Source organism: Rhizobium sp. L9, assembly GCF_002531885.1.
Classification (GTDB): domain Bacteria; phylum Pseudomonadota; class Alphaproteobacteria; order Rhizobiales; family Rhizobiaceae; genus Rhizobium.
In genome coordinates this window covers 39,492-60,381 of record NZ_NWSZ01000019.1, presented here as the reverse complement: position 1 = coordinate 60,381, position 20,890 = coordinate 39,492, and the positions used below count along the sequence as shown (strand labels likewise).

Sequence of the window (20,890 nt, the reverse complement as noted above, 5' to 3'; positions counted from 1 at the left end):
CTGCATAGATGCGCCGGGCGGGCCGGTGGTCAATCCGCCAGCGGCAAAGCGGCCGTCGCGAAGGGCGCGAGCCGCAGCTCCTCGGTCAGTGCGCCGCCATCCACCCTTCGCTCTTCGCCTGTGAGATTGACCAAGTAGAGCTTGCCGCCATCGGCATTCCGCACCACGAAAGACAGCACTTCGGAAGGCGACGATGAGACGCATTCCTGCCAGGATGTACCCGTGAGCGCCGACAAGGTCCGCACCGTGTTGAAGAGCGGCCGCCGGCCGCCTTCTTCGGTCGGCTCATCAGGGCCAGCGATGAGACCGAACGGACCAGTCAGCCCCGAGAGCGTCAGGCATTCGAGACCGGCATCGAGCACGCGGATGGCGTAGCCGAGCGCGAAGGCCTCGGCGAAGCGACCGTTGTGGCGCGGATCGCGGTTGGCCATCGGAATGCGCCCGCCGGACGGGTTGTCCATCGTGCGGCTGCCATAGGGGTTCTGCCGCATCGGGATAGTGGACGGGCCGATCCGGTAGGGCTTATCGCCGTAGATGGCGCGGACGGAGCGCGTGATGAAGGGCAGCGCTTCCAATGTCTGCATGACGCTGAGATCGTCGGCCGCATGCACGATCGGATTGGTGCAGTGGCTGACGAAATCGATCTCGCCCGCCGGTACGCGCTTGCGGTTGAGCTCGGTGAAATAACTCAGCATACCGCCGCCGATGCGAATGCCGGGAAAGGCGGCGCGCGCCGCGGCATAGATTTCCTCAAGGGGAGGGCAGTCCGGCCATTGGCTGCCGGGCGGCGTCGATTGCCGGTCGACGGAAGGTGAGATCAGAATCGCATCCGGCCGGAGGCCCGCAACCTGCATCTGGCGGGCGATCTCGGCCGCTTCGCTTGCAGGTGACGATTTGCAGGGAAGGGCGATCTCCAGCGTCGAGCGGCTGCGATGGATGGCAACGATTGCGGCAAAAGTCTTCAGCGCTTCGACGCCGTGGCCGGCATCGGGATCGAAATGGAAGAGAAGCTCGCGTGGCGCGATTTCCGCCAGCAGGGACCGGGCCGAAAGCGTCGCATCGGCCTCCTCGGGCGTCACGATCACACCGATATAGGGCATGGTGCCGGTCCGCGTTCCCAGTTCGAGGCGGATCGCTCCGCCCGGCGTCACCGCCGCAGAGCGTTCCCCGGAACGGCCGGTGTCCCTGATGATGAGCGAGATTTTCTGGCCGACGGCTTGGCCGGCCGGGATCTGATAGGGCCAAGGCAGAGCGAGCGGCCGGACATAGGTCTTGTATGAGGCATCGGACCAGTTCCGCTGGTCCTCCATTTCGAACGTGTCGCCCTCCATCCGGCATTCCGCGGCAACGCCGGGCGTGAGCAGCTGATGGGTGATGGCGCGCATATCCTTGAGCGGCTGCCAGGGCTCGATGAGATCGGGAAAACGCGTCGTGACGATCCTGCCGTCGACATGCTCGACCGTCGCCGGCGAACCGGCGAGGCCGACAATCGGATGCAGGATGCAGAAGCCGCAACGGTTGGTCTCGAAGCCTGTCCCGGTGACGGCTTCCGCCTCGAAGTCGAGCCGGCCCTGAGCTCCGGTAATATGGACGTCGATGACCAGTTTTGTTTCGCCAGGTCCCTCGCAGAGCGCCTGGTAAGCGACCTCGAAACGGTCGCCGCCTTGCTCGACCTTGAGATTGGCAATCTCAGGGCTGTAGGTGCCCCAATCCCGGTCGCGCACGAGATAGGAAATCGCCCGCAGCACTTCGACCCCGTCATAGCGGATCGTGCGGAGGTTGCCGTCGGCGAGATCGGCCGTCAGCTTTCCGGCTGTCAGGCGAACGGGCGGCTTCTCCACTACGCGGGTGCCGTAAAGCTGGAAGGCATCGGTCATCATCGCAGCATCGCTCGGACATTGACCGTCTGACCGCGCGCGGCACTGTCATAGGCGGCTTCGACGAGGGCGAAGGTCTTCAGATTGTCGGCGCCCGAGGTCGAATGTTCCGCCCCGCGTTTGAGCTGGTCGACCCAATGCTGCTCTATCGCATAAACGCTTTCCTGGATGTTGTGCCAGGGCCGAGAGGCCCAGGATAGCAACTTCGGAGAGACATCCATGGTCGTGGTGCCTTTGCCGTTGGTGATTTCGAGACTGTAGCCCTGGCTCAGGCGGATCGTACCCTCGGAGCCGTCGAGTTCGATCAGCGTCTCCGGGAAGGGCTCCTTGGAGAGCTTCGTGGCGTAGCTGACGTCGACGACCGAGGTGGCGCCATTTTCGTGATCGAGCAGAATGGTCGCGACGTCCTCGCCCTTGATCCTGGGATTGACCCGTTTCGTGCGGGCCGTCAGCGCGCTGACGTCGCCGAGGATGTAGCGGGCGATGTCGAGCGTATGAATGCCGAGATCCTCGATGATGAAGCGCTCGCCTTCGGCGAGATAGGGCTGGCCGGAGAAGACGTCGTAGCCCGAGCGGAAGGAGAATCGGCCCCAGAAGGGCGTACCGATGGCGCCGGCTTCGAGCGCCTTGCGCACGGCCTGGATCGGCGTCTGCCAGCGAAAATTCTCGTGCACCATCAGGGCGACGCCGGCCTTGCGGCAGGCCTCGACCATCGCCTTCGCATCCGACAAGGCCTGGGCGAAGGGCTTCTGGCAGATGGCCGGCACTTTGTTGCGGGCGGCCATCTCCACCAGGGCACGGTGGCTCTGGACTGTTGTGGCGATATCGACGAAATCGAAGCCGCCATCGGCAAACATCGCCTCGGCATCGCCGTAGCGACGCTCGACGCCGAACTGGTCGCCGACGATCTTGAGCCTTTCCGGGTCGCGGTCGCAGATCGCGACGATGTCGGCGCCGTCGACATCCTTCCAGGCATGCATCTGGTTGATCGCGAAGAAGCCGCAGCCGATCAGGGCGCCTTTCAATTCGGACATGTCAGCCTGCCTTTGCCATCTGCATGAGGGTGACGCGCTGCTGCAGGCGCCGCTGCGCCTGGTCGACGACCACGGCGATGATGATGACGAGGCCCTTGATGACCATCTGCCAGAAGGAAGAGACGCCCATCATGACGAGCCCGTCGGAGAGAATGCCAATGACGAAGGCACCGATGATCGTGCCGCCGATCGTGCCGCGGCCGCCCGACATCGAGGTGCCGCCGAGTACGGCTGCGGCGATCGCATTGAGCTCGAAGCTTTCGCCGGTCGCCGGATGGGCGGCCATCAGCTCGGAAGAGATGACGACGCCGACGACCGCCGCGCAAAGGCCGGAGAACATGTAGACGAAGATTTTCACCACATCGACGCGGATGCCGGACATGCGCGCCGCTCGCTCATTGCCGCCGACGGCGAAGATGTGGCGGCCGATCGGCGTCGAGCGGGCGACATAGGCTGCCGCAAGCGCCAGCACGATCAGGATCCAGATCGACACCGGCAGGCCGAAGATGCGTCCCGCGCCGAAGAAATCGAAGCCGGTCGTGGCATATTCGGGCCGGCCGACGAGGTTCGGAAAGGTCTGACCATCCGACGACAGCAGCGCCAGGCCGCGGGCGATATAGAGCGTGCCGAGCGTGGCGATGAAGGGCGCGACGTTGAGCTTGGTGATCAACAGGCCGTTGATCAGGCCGATGACGAGCCCGATCGACAGCGTGATCAGCACGATCTCGAAGAGGTTGAAATAGATGGTGTAGCCGATCGGCAGTTCGATGCCATAGAGGATCAGCCCGCCGGCGACCATGCCGCAGAGCCCGACGATCGATCCGACCGAGAGGTCGATGCCGCCGGTGATGATGACGAAGGTCATGCCCATCGCCAGGAAGGCGTTCAGCGCCACATGTTTCGACATCAGGATCATGTTCGCCGTCGAGGTGAAGTTCGGCGCGAAGATCGCAAAGAAGATGATGACGGCGAAAAGCGCAATGAAGGTTCTGAGCTTCATCAGGGTCAGAAGCGCCGAACCGTTGGCGCCCTTCGGCGCAAGAGTGGAGGTTGCCGCCATCATGACGCGAGTTTCCCTTGATGTCCGTGTCCCTTGGCCGAAGCCGCGATAATGGCCTCTTCCGTCGCCTCGCTCCTGTCGAAGACGGCGACGAGCTGGCCGTTGCTCAAGACCGCGATGCGATCGGAAAGCGCCATGACCTCTTCGAGGTCGGAGGTTGAAAACAATATTGCGAGGCCATTTGCCGCCAGTCGGCGCATGGTGCGGAAGACGTCGGCCTTGGCGCCAACATCGATGCCGCGACTCGGTTCGTCCATTAGCAGCACTTTCGGATTGGTCATCAGCGCCTTACCGATAACGACCTTCTGCTGGTTGCCGCCGGACATCGAGGTGACCTCGAAATCCGGGTTCGCAGCCTTGATGGAGAGATCGCGGATCGCTTCCTGGATGGCGTTCTTCTCGGCGCCGCTGTCGATGTGAAACAGCCGGGTGAAACGCGACAGGCTGGCGAGCGTCAGGTTGGAGGCGATGGAGAGCGCCTGCACCAGACCCTCGCGCTGACGGTCTTCGGGAATGAGGGCAAGACCGCGGCGGATGCGCCGCGTCGTATCGCGGGCGCGCACTTCCTTGCCGTCGATGAAGACCTTGCCGGTCGAGTGCGTGTGGCGGCCAATGACGCACTCGAAGAACTCGCTGCGTCCCGCGCCCATCAGGCCGTAGATGCCGAGGATCTCGCCAGCCTTGACCGACAGCGAGACATCGTTCACCGCAAGTCCACCGGTCGGCCTGGGAAGGCTGATGTTTTCGGCGCGGAAGACTTCTTCGCCGATGGAATGGGTGACGGATTTGGCAAAATCCTTGGCGTCCGAGCCGATCATCGAACGCACGATCCAGCGCGTATCGATATCGCGCACCATCGCCTGGCCGGTGATCTGACCGTCGCGCAACACCGTGATGTAATCGCCGATCCGCATCAGCTCTTCCAGCCGGTGCGAGATATAGACGATCGCCACGCCCTGGGCCTTCAGCTCGGCGATCACCTTGAACAGGATTTCGACTTCGGCGGACGAAAGCGCCGATGTCGGCTCGTCCATGATCAGGATTCGGGCATTGAGCGACATCGCCTTGGCGATCTCGACGAGCTGCTGCTGGCCGATCGGCAGGTCCTCGACCATCGTATCGGCCTCGATGCCGGCATCGAGACGCCGCAGAAATTCGTTGGCCTTCTCGACCTGCGCCTTGTGATCGATGCCGAACAGTCCGCGGGTGATCTCGCGCCTGGCGAAGATGTTTTCGGCCACCGACATATTGGCGAAAAGATTGAGCTCCTGGAAGATCATGCCGATGCCGTGCGCCTGGGCCTGCGCCGGACTGTCCAAGGATACGGGCTCGCCGTCCAGGATGATGCGTCCGAGCGTCGGACGCTCGACGCCTGCGATGATCTTCATCAGCGTCGATTTGCCGGCGCCATTTTCGCCGACGAGCACGTTCACCGCGCCGCGGCGCAGCTCCAGATTGGCGCGCTTGACGGCGACGATGCCGGAATAGACCTTCGACACGTCGTCGAGGCGCAGGATGACATCGTCCTGATGTGGCTCGGCCGCCGTCATGGGCCCACCTTCAGTTCCGAAGGCGTCACCAGCGGAAGCTCGCCGCTTTTCGGCAGCGGAAAGGCGCCGATCACCGTCACCGTCTTGCCGACCAGGCCATCGCGCGGGACGGCGGAGAGGAAGGCTGTATTGGCCTTCTCGTTGAAAGCCTTGCCGAATTGCGCCCATTCGATCTGGTTCTTGAATTCATTGAAATTGACGAAATCCAGCGTGTCGCGCAGCGCCGTGCCGCGCAGCGCCGGCCCGATCTGCACCTTCGCATCGGCCTTGCCGTCGCCGTCGGCATCGACATCGAGTGTCGCCGCGCGCGAGGCCGTGTCCGCCTCAACGACCTTGCCGGTGATCTTCACCGCATAGGTCCAGGGCGAGCTGCTCTGTTTGCGGGGATTGCCGTATTTCTCGCCCGCGGCATCGGGGCTCGTGGCAACAAGCTGCATCACATCCTTCAGCTCGCCGGCGCGTTTTTTGAAATAAGGCACGACCTGAGGCTGCCAGATCGCCTCCACCTTCGCATTCGGGTCGAAAGCGGTCTTGGCCGCTGCCGCCGCCTTCTCCTCCGCGGTCGGCGTCTTGATGATCTTGCAACCGGGCAAGGCCGCCGCCACGACGGCAGCGAGCAGAGCGCCCTTCATTCTCAGCATCCGGGTGAACCTCGAGGTCTTGCAAATCGGATGCAGAGGGCGCGGCTGACGCACCCTCTGCCAATCGCGGCGGATCAGTTCGTCAGGGCGAAGGTCTCAAGCTTGCCGGCATTGTCGGCATTGATGAGAACGCAGTCCATCAGCTGCTTCTCTTCCTTCGGCGCCGTCTTGTTCTTGATGTAGGCGTCGGCCTGTTCCACAGCGAGCTGCGCCTGGGCGTAGGCCGGTTGCAGGACGGTCGCCTTGATGCCGCCCGACTTGATGGAGTCGCGCACATCGTTTGAGCCGTCGAAGCCGACGACGATCACGTCCTTGCGGCCGGCCGCCTGAAGGGCGGCGATCGCGCCCATGGCCATGGTGTCGTTGCCCGAGATGACGCCCTTGATGTCAGGATTTGCCTGAAGGATGGTCTCCATCTTCGAATAGGCTTCCGTCTGGCTCCAGTTGGCCGACTGCTTGGCGACCGACTTCAGCTCCGGATAATCGTCAATGACGTCATGATAGCCCTGCGAGCGGATGCCGGCATTGGTGTCGGACTCCTTGCCGACGAGCTCGACATAATTGCCCTTTTCGCCCATCAGCTTGACGAATTCCTGCGCCCCGAGCTGCGCGCCCTGATAGTTGTTCGAGACGATCTGGGCGACGGCAACGCCGGTCGCATTGATTTCGCGGTCGATCAGGAAGGAGGGGATGCCGGCATCCTTGGCCTTCTTGACGGCGGCGACGGAAGCGTCCGCGCCGGCATTGTCGAGGATGATCGCCTTGGCGCCGCGCCCGATCGCCGTGTCGATCATTTCCGACTGCTTGTTGGCGTCGTCGTCATGGGTCATGACGAGGGTCTCGTAGCCGAGCTCCTTCGCCTTGGCTTCGGCGCCGACGGCTTCAGCCTTGAAGAAGGGGTTGTCATGCGCCGGCGTGATGATGGCGATGAGATCGGCCGCATAAGCCGGCATGGACGTTCCGAGCGCCAATGCGCCGGCAAAAGCTGCAAGTGTCAGTCTGCGCGTCAGTTTCATTCTTTCCTCCCTGTCGTGAATGAAGCCCCGTCTCCTCGGAGCGGTTAAAGGGGAGGGCTTTGCCTCCCCGGGCCGGTTCAGGTGATGCGCCGGATGCTTTCGGCGATCTCCTGCGGTTCGAATACTTTCTTCCAGTCGTCGCGCATCAGCGCCGGGATACCGAACTCGATCGCCTTGTTGCAGGCATCCGAGAAGACGCCGTCGACTTCCTTGAAGATGACCGCGCCGAGCACGTTCATATGGCCGAGCAGGAAGTCGCGGGCGGCCTGTTCCGGCACGCCGCGGGCCACGCATTCGTCCATGGCCTGGCGCATGATGACGAGAAGCGATGCGCAGACGGTTTCCGAAAGGCCGGGTTCCAGCATCGCGAGCTGCTCGACCGTGACGCGATGCGAGCGCATGACCGGCGCCCAGATGATCCTGGCGATTTCCTCGCCGAGCGCATAGGCGCTGTCGGGGCCCTGCATCAGCGCCGAGACGATGTGCTGCTTGGCGAAGAGGCCGCCGAAATGATCCTTCTTGGCCTGCATATCCGTCTCGTCGTTGAAGATCGGCGGATGGCAAGGGTGGGTGACGAAATAGGTGAGGTCGTCACGCTGCGGCAGGTGGCCGGCAAAGGGTGCCGCGGCGTCGAGCGCCACAACCATGGTGCCGGGCGCAAGCTTGTCGACGATGCCGGCCGCGACCTTGCCGATCGCCGTATCCGGCACGGCGAGGATGACCACGTCGGCGCCGTCGAGGGCGGCATCGACCGGCATGCAGTCGAGGCCGAGATCGTTCTTCAGGCGGGCCTTGCCGGCGTCGCTCACCTCGACATGGCGCACTTGGAAGCGCGAGCCCTTGAGATTCTTGGCAAGCCGGTATCCCATTTTGCCGCCGGCGCCGAAGAGAGCAATCTTGGTCATGTTTTCCTCACCTTTTCAGTTCTGGATAGGATCATATGCTGGTATGATGAGTCAATCACCATATCATTACTTGCGTGTTCAAGGCGCATGTTTTTCCGCATCGAGCCGGTCGATCGCCTGGACGTTGCCGGCCGACGGGCCGTCGGGGTCGAATTCGGAGGCAAGCCAGACGTCGACGATCGATTTCGCCAGTTCCGGCCCGATGACGCGCGCGCCCATCGTGATGATCTGGGCGTTGTTCGATTTCGCCGCGCGCTCGGCGGAATAGGTGTCGTGGGTCAGCGCGGCGCGAATGCCGGGCACCTTGTTTGCGGAAATGCACACGCCGATGCCGGTGCCGCAGAAGAGGATGCCGCGCTCATGTTCGCCGTCGACGATCGTCTGCGCCAGGCGCTGCGAAAGATCGGCATAGAAGCCGGACTGGCTGAGATCATGAACTTCGAGATCCGCCTTGCCGGCGAGATGGGCGGCAATGACATCCAGGAGCGGTTTGCCGGCGCTGTCGGCGCCGATTGCGATCTTCATGGCATTTTCCTTTCACTCGCCGTCTGGCGTGGTGATGAGCGGTCGATCGCCGCGCTGACGCGGCAGAGGATGTCGAGATAGCCTTCGACGGACCAGGCGGAGCGGCCGATGAACAGGCCGTCGATATGCGGTTGGCCGATCAGCTCCTCGCAATTGCCGGGATTGACGCTGCCGCCGTAAAGAACAGGCACGGCGCGGCCGAGAATGGCTTTCGCCACCTCGGCGATCCTGCCGTGCCGCTCCGACGCATAATCGGCAGTGGCAGGAATACCGTTGACGCCGATCGCCCAGACGGGCTCGTAGGCGAGCAGGATCGGAGCCTCGTCTGCCTCGGTATCGACGCCCCTCAAGGCCGACTCGACCTGCCGCCGCAGCACGCCATCGGCTTGCCCCGCCTGACGCTCCTGCAAGGTCTCGCCGATGCAGATGAGCGGCGTCAGGCCATGGCGGATCGCGGCCGAAACCTTGAGGCCGACGGTTTCGTCGGTTTCGCCGAAATGCTCGCGCCGTTCGGAATGGCCGAGCTCGACGAGATCGAGCCGGCAATCCTTCAGCATGAGCGGCGAAATTTCGCCGGTCCAGGCGCCGGCATCCTCCCAATGCATGTTCTGGGCGCCGACCTTCACCGAGGTTTCGGCAAGCACGCGCTTGACCTCGCGCACAGACGTAAACGAGGGAATGACAAAACGCTGCACGCGGGGATCGCGGTCGCGGTCGGCATAAGCGAGGCGGCGCGCGAAGGCGAGCGCTTCCTCCAGCGTCTTGTTCATCTTGAAGCTGGTGCCGACCCAGACGACCATCTCAGTTCTTCCTCCCGTCGCGGATCTGCGCGAAATAGCCGTCGGTGCCGACCTGGCCGCCCTTGAGCGCGATCTGCAGGCCGTTGGTCGCAGGGTAGTCGCCATGGGCGAGGCAAAGCGGCGACCCCGGCGTCTGGGGAAGCGGCAGCAGCGTCGTCAGCGCGTCAATCTTCAATTGCCGGAGTGCGTGGCTCGACGTGTCGCCGCCGGCGACGACCGCACGCGAAAGCCCCTCCGCTTCGATCAGCCGGCGCAGGATCGTGCCGAGCGCGCTGCCGAGGCGATGTCGTGCGCCCGGAAGCCTGTCGATATCGGCGCCGCGATCGGCGGATGGGCCAAGCGCGGTGTAGAGAATGACGCTTCTGCCTTCCCTGAGCTTGGCAATGCCGGCCTGCGCCGCCGCTGCCACCGCGGCTTCGCCATTCTCCGAAACCAGTGCGAGCGGATCGAGCGCGAAAGCCTCGAAGCCGTTCTCGACGGCGGTGCGGATCTGGCGCTCGGTCGTCGGCGAGACGCTGCCGGAGACGACGGCAAGGCGATCGACCGGACCGGCATCGGGAAATTCCGCGCCGGTCCGGACGATGACGCCGACCCGCCGCCAGGCATCGAGCAGGGCATATTCGACCCCGGACGAGCCGGCGACGAAGCTGCCGGAACGGCTGGCGACGCGCAGCATCTGCCGGCCGGCGGCTACCTGCGTCGTATCTGAATCGACGTCGAGGAGCAGGATGCCTTCCGGGCTCGAGGCCAGCGCATCGATACGCCGATCGGCGTCTTCGGCCGTAATCGCGACGAGATCGGCGAGAAGGACGGGGAGGGAGGTCTGCTTCGACAGATGCAGCACAAGGTCGGCCTCGTCCATCGGCGTGACCGGATGGCGGCTCATAACGGGATGGCGGTCGATGCGGAATACGCGGCCCTGATAGGCGGCGAAGAGATTGCCGAATGCCGTGTATCTTTTCAGCTGCGGCGCACCGACGATAACGGGCACGATCGCCTGCCCAAAGGTCTTGCGTCCGATCTCGATCGCCTTGCCGATATTGCCGATGCCGGGGCTGGAATCGAAAGTCGAGCAGACCTTGTAATGGCAGATGGCGGCGCCGAGCGAGCGCAGCCAGTCGAAGGCGGGCGCAAGATGCTGCTCCATCCAGGCCGGCGTCTCGCTGCGGCTCGTTCCGGCAATGCCGATCGCGCGGCAATGGCTGAAGCGCGCCAGCAGCTCCGGCGAGGGAAGATCGAGGAAGAGCACCGAGGGAACGCCGTTCGAGGCTAACGCCTCCATGACATCGGTCGAGCCGGTAAAATCATCCCCGTAATAGCTGACGAGAAGCTGATCCATGACGGTCACGCGCCCTTGCCGTCGCTGAATTTCGCGATCGAGGCGGCAAGCTCCGGATGCTCTTTCGCATAGACATCCAGCGGAATGTCGGCGACCGCCGCCTGCCAGGCCTGCTGCACGGCGCGAACACCGGCCGCCGGGCCGCCGGGATGGCTGACGATGCCGCCGCCGCAGAGATAGAGGAGATCGACAGTGCGGCCGGTACGCTGATAAGTTTCCGGCGCCTGTCCGCCCCACTGGCCGGAGCCGGCGACCGGAAGCGGCCGATCGGCGTCACCGAAGAGCGGCGCGCTGACGGCCTTGAAGGAGGAGACGAAACTGTCATCAGGCTCCCAATATTTGACCCTGATGCCGTTGATCTGGAACTGGTCGACGCCGAGCAGCCGCCAGAACTGCTGATAAACCTTGAAATCCATCCCGGCGCCTGGATCGCGCGTCAGCACGTCCCAGCCGTTGCGATGGGCATGCAGCACCAGGCTGGAGCGCTTGCGCAGGAAGCTCATGCCGCCAAAGCCGATCGAATTGATGTTGACGACGGCGCAGTTGCCTCCAGCGGCAGCGACGATGTCGTGGTTCCGCATCATCTCGTCCGGATCGGCATGCGAGATGCCGAAGGCATACATCACCTTCTTGCCGGTCTTCTGCTCGTGATCGAGAATGCGCGGCATGATCGCCGCGACGCGCTCCTTGAGCGGCGAATAGGCCGGGCTCATCAGCTTCTCGTCATCCTTGATGAAGTCGACTCCCGATTGGATCAGCTCGGCAACAAGCTCCGCCGTCTCGTGCGGCCGAAGCCCAAGCGCCGGCTTGACGATCGTGCCGATGATCGGCCGGCCTTCGACGCCGGTCAGCCGCCGGCTTCCGGGAATGCCGAATTGCGGGCCGGGATGGGCGCTCTTGAAGGCTTCGGGCAGCTTCATGTCGGCGATGCGGATGCCGGTCATGCCCTTGATCGAATAGACGCCGCCGATCGCGATGGTCATCAGGGCGGAGAGATCGGTGCCGATCGCCTCCAGCGGAAAGGCGATGTCGACATCGGCGCGGTGGAGCCGCGTGCCGGGAGCAGCCTCCGGCCAGGTCGGATGACGCGCCTCTTCGAGCGGGCGGATCGCCAGCACGCGAGCGGCGACGCGCGATTTCAGCTCTTCCGTCTCGCCGGGAACCGGAACGAAGGTTCCGGTCGACTGGTCGCTGGCGATCTTGTCCGCCATCGCCTCGACACTGCCGGGCGTTTCGATGCGGTAGGTCAGGGTTATGATCATGAAACGGCCGGTTGCTCCTCTCGCCAGGCAGATTGTCATGGCGTCAACTCATGATCTGGTATAATGAGTATTCCAACTAATGAAAAGCGGAATCTTCGGCTGTGCAAATTTTGGGTCGCGAGCTTTGTTCTCAGCCCGGAAAACTGTTAGGAGGAAACATTTTGAGCCAGCGAGATCTCATGACCCAGCCCATCGAACAGATCGTCCGCCGAAAACTCTCCGACGAGGTGTTTGATCGACTCGAGCGAATGATCACCTCAGGCGAGCTTCAGCCCGGTGATGAGATGCCCTCCGAGCGGGTACTGATGGAGCGCTTCGGCGTCGGACGGCCAGCGATCCGCGAAGCCATGCAATCGCTCGCCAACAAGGGCCTCGTCAGCATCTCGCATGGCGAGCGCGCGAAGGTGCTGCGGCTGACGGCTAAGTCAATCTTTCGCCAGGTCGATCTCACGGCCAAGATCATGCTGTCGCAATCGGCCGACTCGCTGGAACATCTGAAGAGCGCACGCATCTTCTTCGAGCGCGGCATGGCCCGCGAGGCCGCACAGCGCGCCTCGGCAACCGACATCAGCGATCTCAGGGCCATCATCGAGCGCCAGCGCATGTCGCTCGGCCGCGCCGAAGAGTTCATCAATGCCGATATGGAATTCCACACCCGCATCGCGCAAATCTCGGGCAATCCGATCTATGTCGCCGTTAGCGAGGCCATGCTTGCCTGGCTGAAGGAATATCACACAGAAATGCTGATCTGGACCGGCAAGGAAAAGTTCACCTTGGCTGAACACGAGGAAATCGTGGAGTGCCTGGAGGCCAACGATACCGACGGTTCGGAAACCGCGATCCTCAAGCACCTCGAACGATCGCGCGCCCTCTACGCAAAGTGAGGATTGGCAGAAGCACGAGCTCCAGATGTATGGCGCGACTGCTGATCTTTTGAAAAGGTGCTAGCCTTCACTCCCGTGGACGTTGCTAGGAGGTCGACTGATTGACGGTCGTGGAAGAGATTGTTCCGAAGTGAGTGCAATCGCTCGCCTCACACTCTTATGCCGCCAATTTCGGTTTATCAGGCACTTAGCTTATCTGAGTTGAGGGGCCGCGGGTTCACATCCCTTCAACTGCAAAAGCTATCTCGCGATTCGTCAGGGCGCATCACGAACGCGGGCCAAATTAGCGAAAAGACCGGACTCCTGTGCCAGCGCCTCCTCGGTCGTGGTAAGATGCTCAGCTCCCTGTATCGAAAAGGTGGGGCAGAGAAATGGATAGGCGTCTCGCCGCGATACTCTCCGCTGACGTGGTAGGCTATAGTCGTCTCATGGGAGTGGATGAGAGCGGCACGTTCGAGCGGTTGAAGGCCTGCCGTCGGGAGCTGGTCGATTCCGCCATCGAAGAGCACCATGGCCGGATCATCAAACTCATGGGTGATGGCGCGCTCGTCGAGTTTGCCAGCGTTGTGGATGCGGTTCAATGTGCGACCGAAATCCAGCGGAAAATGCCCAGCAGAGACCAAGGAGTTTCCGAGGAGCAACGCATTCGATTTCGCATCGGGATTAATCTCGGCGACATTATCGTTGAAGGCGACGACATATATGGCGACGGCGTCAACATAGCCGCCCGTCTGCAGGGAATTGCCGAACCTGGCGGAATTTTCATATCTGGGACCGCATTCGACCACGTTGCGCACAAGGTTGACGTCGGCTTCTCGGCACTCGGCGAGCATCGGCTGAAAAACATAGCGGATCCGGTTCGCGTCTATCGCGTTCTGCTTGGCCCGGGGCACACTGGCACGGTCGTCATTTCCAGTCGGGCAAGGTCACGAGGCGTGGCGCTGTTGGCGCTCGCAGGACTGTTGATCGTTGCCAGTGCGGCTGTCGTCGCTTGGCAATGGCCCCATAAACAACGCGCATCGATCGCAGTGCTACCCTTCGCCAACTTGAGTGACCAAACCCAAGATTACTTCGCCGATGGCATTACCGACAACCTGATTACCGATCTCACCAGGTTATCCAAACTTGATGTCATTTCCCAGAATTCCGTCTTCGCCTACAAGGATAAGCCCCACTTGCTGGCAGACATTCGCCGCGATCTCGGCGTGCGCTTTGTCGTGGAGGGCAGTGTGCAGCGAATGGGCGACCTGATGCGTGTCAACGCGCAACTGGTTGACACTGTAAGCGGCGATCATCTGTGGGCCAATCGGTTTGATCGCAGCGGGGCGGACGTGTTTGCTGTCCAGGATTCGATGAGCCGCCAGATCGCCGATGCGCTCGGTCTGGAACTCACCCCCTCCGAGGCAGAGCGAATTGCCCGTCCGCCGACCGTCAATCTCGAAGCTTATGATTATTATCTGCGTGCCGAGCAGGCCGCCCGTACCGGACGTCGTTCTCGGATGCTGGAGGCATTGGCGCTTTATGACAAGGCCGAGGAACTCGACAACGGCTTTGCTGAAGCATTCGCATCCGATGCGCATGCGACGGCCTTTGTCTGGCGAAGCGCATATGACGACGTCCTCCAGAGTGCCCTGGCGCGAAAAAGAGCCTACGATAAGGCAAGTCGAGCACTCGCCCTCGATCCTGAACTACCGTCGCCATATGCAGTCCTCGCTATCATGCAGGTCGTGGACCGACGTTATGACCAGGCGATCGCCTCGGCACAGAAGGCCGTGTCACTTGGGCCCGCCGACGCCGAGGCCCATATGGCGGCCGCATATGTTCAATCGGTAACGGGCAACCACGCCGACGCTACTGCGGCGGTCGATAAGGCGCTCAGGTTCGATCCGAACCCGTCCGCTGTCGACCGGTATACGGCGGGTATAGTTTTTTATCTGCAACGAGACTACGAGAGGGCGATAGACAGTTTCAAACGCGCTGGCTATGGCTCCCAGGGGAACGGCGAGTTCGTTACCCCTCTCGCCATGGCCTATGTCCGCGTCGGTCGCATTGATGAGGCTCGAGCGACTGTCGCCGAGGCCCAACGTCTTATGGGGGGCGTGACTGCCTCGCGTCATGGCGGCTCGGCAATGCCCATTTCAGGGACCAGGATTTGGCATTTATGCTGGACGCGCTACGCGAGGCGGGACTACCGGAATGGCCGTTTGGCTTCCAGGCAACTGGACGGAAAGGCCGCATTCCGCTCGGCGTCCCAGATGATGACCGAGAAAATTTCTGTCAAAGGGAACCTGCTTTGCGAGCAAAGTGAAAACGCATTTGGCCGAGCCGATTGCGGTCCGGTCTATAGACACGTAAACCTTGCCGGCGAAACCAGCTATGCTTACGTAAATTCGACCAAGGTCTTTTATTTTTCACCTGCCCAATAGGCGCTTGCCAGTCCGTCAGTGATACTGATCCCGTTCGAGATCGGCCGCGACCTTCGGCCATTTGGCGTCGGCACGGGCCACAGTGTCCGCCGGATGCGCGGCAAAGTCCTCCGCATCAGCCTTGTCATACATCAGGTAAAGCTTGCCTTCGACAATCTTGAAGGCTTCCGGATCGATGTTGACCGTGACGGACCCGCCACTCACCTCGCCCGTGCAGTAGCCGCCGTACTGGGGCGCGTATTTAAGCGGTTCGCTCATGAACATCTCCCGATGTTTGGCATTGGCGAAATGCCAGGGCGTCCCCATCCATTCGTAGGAGATTTTTTCCGAGCCTTTCGTCGCTTTGCCTTCGGTAAAGTAGGCGACGGTATCGTACCCCATGATGGCGACACCGCCGAAGTAGCCCGTATTTACCGAATCGTCGGCTATGGCCGGCGATCCACCGACAGTGCCTGCGACAGCCAGACCGATCGTTACCAAACAGCGACCAATGCAGTATTTCCCGTATCCAACGTGCATCTTCGCCTCCTGTTATTCGTGGATTTCCATGCATTTAGCGTAATTTCCCTCACCTAGGACGCTGGCCGGAGGACATGCCACGCCATGGCGCTTGAAGAGGCGCACGATATCGAAATTGCCTTTCCACATGGCCCTCGTTATCGGCGCGTAGCCGTGAACCTCGGCGTGGGTGACGTCAGCCCCCTGGGCGAGCAAAAATTCTGCGAGGAGGACGTGGTTCTCTTCGCCCGCAACCATGAGCGGCGTAACGCCCGCTTTGTTGGATGCATCGTCGAGAATTGCTCCGTGCTCCAGAAGCAGCTTGGTAATGGGTACGTTACCGGAAAATGCCGCGGCGTGAAGGGGTGTGAAGCCGCCTGAATTCCTCGCCATAACGTCGGCATTCCTGCCTATCAACAACTCGGCGACGGCAAGCTGATTTTTAAGGGCGGCGGTGATGAGCGGGGTCGCCTGGTCCCGAGTGCGGCGGTTGACATCGGCCCCCGAAGCCAGAAGCTGTTCCACGGCGGCCGTGTTGCCCGCTGAAACGGCGTCGAACAAGGGATCATCCGCGGCCGCCACTGTCGCAGACAAAAACAACGCTACCGATGTAAGGAACCGGCGCATGGCTTCACCTTGGAGATTTCCCGCAGCATAGCACGCCGTCGGCACTTCGGCTACTAGCACCTGCGGCGGCCGCCCTGACGACGCTTCTCGTTGGGGCGATGAAGAAGGAAATTTCCGCCTCTTCCAGATCAGCACAAACTAGGCGGGAAATTTCCCGATCTATAGCCAGTGCGTTCAGCAAATGGTGTCACATTGGTGCGTCAAAGTGGGGTATTCGCTTTAAAATGTGGACGCGAGCAACCGCAGAGCCACTGCCCGGCTTGTGAACTGCCTTACCAGCCATAGCTGAAGGTAGCGCCACTGCCGTTATCCCCATCTTGCACCACGTCGGTTTCAGTATTTCGCCCATACTGGAAAATGCCATAGGCATTGTTGTTGCCGTTCTGCCGCAACGTCGCGGAATGACCATTGCCCCGTTGCCTGACGAAGCCGAGGTTGCCGCGGCCGGCCTGAGCGATACCAGCCGCATTACCCCGACCCAGCTGTCGGATGTCAGCGTCTTTCAGACCGCGGTACAGCGAATAGACCCGCAGCCCGGTTGAAAAAAGTCCGGCATCCCGCGCATTGTCCGGTGCGAGGTTGAATGAGATCCGGCCGCCGGCATAGGCTGGCGCAGACAAGGCTACTTGGCCGAGGTTCCCAGCAAGAAGGGTGACGGCAAGGATCTTAAACAGGTTGCGGGTCATTCTGATCTCCATTTGCGGCTGCCTCAGCCGATGATCAACTTTCACATCTTGCAGCTGAACCCAGTCGGAATCGCCCGTTCAGTTGTCGTTCAGTCGCTTCGGCCCGGTAGAAGCAAAAGGACGCCGGAAACGGCGCCCTTTAGGAAAACTGGAGAATGTGGAGGCCGATTAGTTGCCGCCGATCTGCTTCACGCAGCTGAAACTCTCATCCCCGACGACGACGTCCAGCGTGGCTTTGTATTTGGCTCCTTTCGAGTCGAGCGAGACCGAACCAAGGATTGCCGCATGTCCCTCGACTGCATCAAAATCGCCACTCTGGTTGATCGTGGAGCTTCCGCCGCCTCCCACTTTTTCGACATGGAAGGTGTAAGTCCCGCCGACATGCTTGTCGGCGTGGACGAGCGCGTCCAGTCTCACCATACCTGCCCCCGGGGTTGCTTTGATTTCGCAAAGCTGCACCCGGTCAGATTGGTTGGCTTTCGTCATGGCGGAAACCGCGCCGACGGGAAGCAGGACCAGCGCGAGAATCGTCATCACGCGGTGCGGATGTTTGATGCTATTTGGCATGGTCGTTTTCCCCTGATGGTCTGCTGTTGCGATCTTGACCTCTTTTACGTCACGTGCAGGCGCCTAAGGGCAGGCCTGGACGAAGGCCGCGACATTGCCGTTGCCGCCCTGGCTGACATTCGCGCTGCAGCCATGGCCGACCTGAACGCCGGCCGCGATGTTGCCATTACCGTCCTGGGTAAGAATGGTCGTGTGGCTGGAGCCGAATTGACCAATGCCCGCTACGTTGCGGTTGCCGCGCTGATAGGTGGCGCCATAATTGTCATTGCCTTCCTGACCGACAGCTGAAAGATTATGATGACCATATTGACGGCCGAGAATCCGGTTGTAGCCACCGTTCTGATAGGTTCTGATCCGGTTTCCGTATCCTTCCTGTGCCCCACCGGCAGAGTTCGACCAGCCATATTGTTCGATACGAACATCATTGGCCATGGCGGGGGCTGCGGCGGCAATGCCGACGAGAGCGACGAGTGCGGTTGCAATGATAGACGTGCGGATCATGAATATGTCTCCTCAGGCGGATAAGACCGCGGTTGAACGTCTTTCTTCTAGACGCTCTCTTCGGAACGGAAGCTGAAGACACCATTCAGTCGGGGTTCATTCGCGGAGATCGGCGCCCCTCCGCGGCCAGATCACCCCTATCCTGCCTACTCGAGAGTTCAGGCGAGGGGGTAGGTGGGCCCGCTCACGCGACACCAGCCAAATTCCGCTCAAACGATTGCTGTGCTTGCTCCCTCGCAAGGTCGGTCAGCATCTGTCGGGCTACGGCTGGCACAACATGATGTGGAAGGTGGCCGACGCCCTCGATCACCCTGATCGTCGGCCTCGGATGCTTCTGCCGAAGGCCATCGATATGCCAGGCCGGCTGAACTATGCGATCCTCCGAACCGAACAGGACGTGCAATGGAAGATTGCCGGGCAGCTTCGGCTGAAGCTCCATGTCTTTGTTGAAGGCCCGCAGCTCGTTAGCCATTGTTTCAATTGCGCCCGGATTAACCATATGAGCGGCGGGCAATGCCGACAGCTGGGGAGGCAAAGGGTTTGGAAAGGACGACGATCGCAGACCACGCTCGAGAAAAAACGCTGCCCATCGGCTGATTACGTGCTGGCGGATCAAGGATCCCACCACCGGGGCCACGGATGCCCGGAGGATGGGCAGCAGTTTCGGTGGGACGGGCCTGCAGCACGGCGAAATCAGAAGCAATCCGTTCACCAGCTCCGGCCGGCGCGCGGCCAAATGAAGTGCCGGCGCGCTGCCGATGGAGTGGGCTACGATCGAGACGCAATGCAGGTCCATTACATCGATCAGGCGCTCAAGCCAAAAGGATTGGCCTATCGGTCCTCGTTCAGCAAGAGGAAGAGGGCTGCTGAAACCGTAGCCCGGGCGATCCGGGGCTACCATTCGGAACGGGCTCTGAGCAAACGGAAGCAGAACCTCTTCAGCCAGGCTCCCACAGCCATGGAGGACAACGATCGGCCTGGCGTTCAAGTCGCCGCTCTCCAGAACATGCACCTGGTGCTTGTCAATCTGGTGAATCGTTCCGATCCGGGGGCGAAATACCTGCTGCTTCAACATGATCCAACAAACGCCCGCGGTTGGTTCTCGGTTCCGCGAGGCTTGTGGCTTAATTCGACCAACCTGTTCTACGCGCAGCGTGCCTGCGGCAAGCCGTTGTAACAAGTTCAACTGACACTGCCATCAGGGTTAACCTGCTCGCCCCCGCAATGTTGTTCTAGTGTCGCCTGGCTTCCCGGCAATATTTCCATTCTGATATCGATGACAGGGCTGGCGCTCCAAAGATCCTCTGATGCGCTCTTTCTCAGAAGCTTGAAAACATGCTAAGTTTCGTCGGCTACAGAGGGGAAAACCAATGCCACGCATCGCAAATCTTTACTTCAAGACCGCCATCATTTTCCTGATCGCCGGTATCTCGGTCGGCCTTCACATGTCGATTTCAGGTAACCACGCACCGACCGGGGCCCATGCCCACGCCAATCTGCTCGGCTGGGTCACCATGGCGCTCTTCGGCGTTTACCACGCGCTCAATCCGCATAAGGCCGAGAAGCGCCTGGCGATGATCCAGTACGTCGTCTATACCTTCGGTGTCGCGGTGCTGATCCCGTCCCTCTATCTGCTGCTTTCCGGAAACATGGCAATGGAACCGATTGTCGCCATTTCCTCGCTCATCGCCTTCGCCGGCGTGCTGATGTTCGCCGTCATCATCTTCTCGGGCAGCGAGGCTTCGAGTCGGGCCGGCGTCTCCCGGGCGAGCTGATCCAATCGGGAAAGAGTGACGATCTCGGTTGCCAAGTTGCACGGTCGAATTTTCTTAGTGCATCTCCTGCTTTTGCACTGAGAATTATCGGGAGTTTCCGGCCTGGCTTGGCAACCGTTGATCGACACTGTCAAATGCGGATCGCGCCCGGTGTTGCGAAGGCTTGGATTGAGCCGATCGCTGTCACATCGGCTCCGCGAGGGCGGAGATCTCCTAGAATGCACTGAGGCCCGTTCAGCGATCACCAGGACATGAACGCGTTCGTGTCTGCCGGCAGGCTGCGATTCGTTCGATCGGAAGTGAGCGCAGCTCGTTCGGATCGACAAGCTCGGTTGGCGAAGCGATGCCCTTGGCGGTGAATTCCTCGCAAGCCTGGCTGTCTCAGTGCTTTTTCAAACCTTATAAAGCTCATCGAAGTAGGCGCAGATCGGCCCGATGCGGCGGTGCAGATCAAGAAGATAGGTTATTGCAGCGGCGTCGACAGGGTCATGAATTTCTGCATGGCCTGAATGACGCTGTCGGCGGCGAGCGTCTTCACGTCCTCGCCAATCAGCCCCGGCGACGCTTTTGGCACCGGGCTCATCTTGCCGTCCGCCGCCTGCTTCAGGAAAAACAGATGGCCTCACGACGGGAGCGCGTCAGGCCCGGGCCAGACTTCCAATTATTTCACGCGACGCAATAAACTCGCAATTATTCCCGCAATTGTGGATGTGAGGATATGACGGCAATATTACCCCTGTCAGACGAACACAAGTTAGCTGAAGTTTTCAATAACGAAATCGCAGGACGAAGATGACCCAACCTTGCCATTCCATGACCCGCCGAGACGCGCTGTTGTCCATAGGCGCCGCTGCAGCAGCCATGGCAATTTCACCCTCTCTCAGTTTCGCAGCCAATGCGGCTCCCATCATCAACCC

Annotated in this window: 19 protein-coding genes and 1 pseudogene; 3 read left to right on the top strand and 17 right to left on the bottom strand. The window is 61.3% G+C overall.

Translation table 11 applies throughout. The features are described from left to right. Nucleotides 1-29: 29 nt before the first annotated feature. The 11 genes from CO660_RS19720 to oiaX all read right to left on the bottom strand — a co-directional run bounded on the left by CO660_RS19720 (nt 30) and on the right by oiaX (nt 12,009). On the bottom strand, nt 30-1,880 hold the full coding sequence (locus tag CO660_RS19720; RefSeq protein WP_097600151.1) for a hypothetical protein: 1,851 nt from the start codon (nt 1,878-1,880) through the stop codon (nt 30-32). Then, the gene (locus CO660_RS19715; RefSeq protein WP_097600150.1) at nt 1,877-2,911 is read right to left on the bottom strand and encodes a Gfo/Idh/MocA family oxidoreductase; all 1,035 of its coding nucleotides are present in this window, start codon (nt 2,909-2,911) and stop codon (nt 1,877-1,879) included. Before CO660_RS19715 ends, CO660_RS19720 begins: the two co-directional genes overlap by 4 nt. A 1-nt stretch (nt 2,912) precedes the next feature. Beyond that, nucleotides 2,913-3,974 (bottom strand): ABC transporter permease, encoded by a 1,062-nt coding sequence (locus tag CO660_RS19710; protein WP_097600149.1) that lies wholly within the window; start codon nt 3,972-3,974, stop codon nt 2,913-2,915. Next, entirely contained in the window at nt 3,971-5,521 is a 1,551-nt protein-coding gene (locus CO660_RS19705) for a sugar ABC transporter ATP-binding protein (protein ID WP_097600148.1), read from the bottom strand. The genes CO660_RS19710 and CO660_RS19705 overlap by 4 nt, the downstream gene beginning before the upstream one ends. Further along, on the bottom strand, nt 5,518-6,162 hold the full coding sequence (locus CO660_RS19700; RefSeq protein WP_097600147.1) for a DUF2291 domain-containing protein: 645 nt from the start codon (nt 6,160-6,162) through the stop codon (nt 5,518-5,520). Before CO660_RS19700 ends, CO660_RS19705 begins: the two co-directional genes overlap by 4 nt. 74 nt (nt 6,163-6,236) lie before the next feature. Beyond that, nucleotides 6,237-7,178 carry a D-ribose ABC transporter substrate-binding protein gene (locus CO660_RS19695; RefSeq protein WP_097600146.1) on the bottom strand — a complete coding sequence of 314 codons (942 nt, stop codon included), beginning with the start codon at nt 7,176-7,178 and terminating at the stop codon, nt 6,237-6,239. A 77-nt stretch (nt 7,179-7,255) separates the two neighbouring features. Beyond that, nucleotides 7,256-8,083 carry a phosphogluconate dehydrogenase C-terminal domain-containing protein gene (locus CO660_RS19690; RefSeq protein WP_097600145.1) on the bottom strand — a complete coding sequence of 276 codons (828 nt, stop codon included), beginning with the start codon at nt 8,081-8,083 and terminating at the stop codon, nt 7,256-7,258. 78 nt (nt 8,084-8,161) lie between these two features. Beyond that, a complete protein-coding gene (locus CO660_RS19685; RefSeq protein ID WP_097600144.1) occupies nt 8,162-8,608 on the bottom strand; it encodes an RpiB/LacA/LacB family sugar-phosphate isomerase in 447 nt (148 codons plus the stop codon). Then, nucleotides 8,605-9,408: a triose-phosphate isomerase gene (locus CO660_RS19680; RefSeq protein WP_097600143.1), complete on the bottom strand. Its 804-nt coding sequence runs from the start codon at nt 9,406-9,408 to the stop codon at nt 8,605-8,607. Before CO660_RS19680 ends, CO660_RS19685 begins: the two co-directional genes overlap by 4 nt. A gap of 1 nt (nt 9,409) precedes the next feature. Next, entirely contained in the window at nt 9,410-10,747 is a 1,338-nt protein-coding gene (locus CO660_RS19675) for a four-carbon acid sugar kinase family protein (protein WP_097600253.1), read from the bottom strand. A gap of 5 nt (nt 10,748-10,752) precedes the next feature. After that, nucleotides 10,753-12,009 carry a 3-oxo-isoapionate-4-phosphate decarboxylase OiaX gene (gene oiaX / locus CO660_RS19670; protein WP_097600142.1) on the bottom strand — a complete coding sequence of 419 codons (1,257 nt, stop codon included), beginning with the start codon at nt 12,007-12,009 and terminating at the stop codon, nt 10,753-10,755. A 179-nt stretch (nt 12,010-12,188) separates the two neighbouring features. Here oiaX and CO660_RS19665 point away from each other — a divergent pair, with 179 nt between their 5' ends. Together CO660_RS19665 and CO660_RS19660 are read left to right on the top strand one after the other, a co-directional pair. Beyond that, nucleotides 12,189-12,893, top strand: coding sequence for a transcriptional regulator NanR (locus CO660_RS19665; RefSeq protein ID WP_097600141.1), 705 nt, complete (start codon nt 12,189-12,191; stop codon nt 12,891-12,893). A 371-nt stretch (nt 12,894-13,264) separates the two neighbouring features. Beyond that, nucleotides 13,265-15,319, top strand: a pseudogene (locus CO660_RS19660) (adenylate/guanylate cyclase domain-containing protein). 15 nt (nt 15,320-15,334) lie between these two features. Here CO660_RS19660 and CO660_RS19655 read toward each other — a convergent pair. The 6 genes from CO660_RS19655 to CO660_RS19630 form a co-directional block, all read right to left on the bottom strand. Further along, nucleotides 15,335-15,838, bottom strand: coding sequence for a YHS domain-containing (seleno)protein (locus CO660_RS19655; RefSeq protein WP_097600140.1), 504 nt, complete (start codon nt 15,836-15,838; stop codon nt 15,335-15,337). A 12-nt stretch (nt 15,839-15,850) separates the two neighbouring features. Further along, nucleotides 15,851-16,444, bottom strand: coding sequence for an ankyrin repeat domain-containing protein (locus tag CO660_RS19650; protein ID WP_097600139.1), 594 nt, complete (start codon nt 16,442-16,444; stop codon nt 15,851-15,853). A gap of 272 nt (nt 16,445-16,716) precedes the next feature. Then, complete coding sequence (locus tag CO660_RS19645; protein ID WP_176536326.1) at nt 16,717-17,130, bottom strand: curlin; 414 nt, start codon at nt 17,128-17,130, stop codon at nt 16,717-16,719. A gap of 168 nt (nt 17,131-17,298) precedes the next feature. After that, a complete protein-coding gene (csgH, locus tag CO660_RS19640) occupies nt 17,299-17,697 on the bottom strand; it encodes a curli-like amyloid fiber formation chaperone CsgH (RefSeq protein WP_097600137.1) in 399 nt (132 codons plus the stop codon). 63 nt (nt 17,698-17,760) lie between these two features. Then, the gene (locus CO660_RS19635) at nt 17,761-18,198 is read right to left on the bottom strand and encodes a curlin (protein ID WP_097600136.1); all 438 of its coding nucleotides are present in this window, start codon (nt 18,196-18,198) and stop codon (nt 17,761-17,763) included. Nucleotides 18,199-18,382: 184 nt separating this feature from the next. Next, the gene (locus CO660_RS19630) at nt 18,383-19,273 is read right to left on the bottom strand and encodes an alpha/beta hydrolase (RefSeq protein WP_097600135.1); all 891 of its coding nucleotides are present in this window, start codon (nt 19,271-19,273) and stop codon (nt 18,383-18,385) included. Nucleotides 19,274-19,568: 295 nt separating this feature from the next. On the opposite strand from CO660_RS19630, the gene CO660_RS19625 reads away from it, so the two are divergent. Next, complete coding sequence (locus CO660_RS19625) at nt 19,569-19,973, top strand: hypothetical protein (protein ID WP_085781361.1); 405 nt, start codon at nt 19,569-19,571, stop codon at nt 19,971-19,973. Nucleotides 19,974-20,890 lie beyond the last annotated feature (917 nt).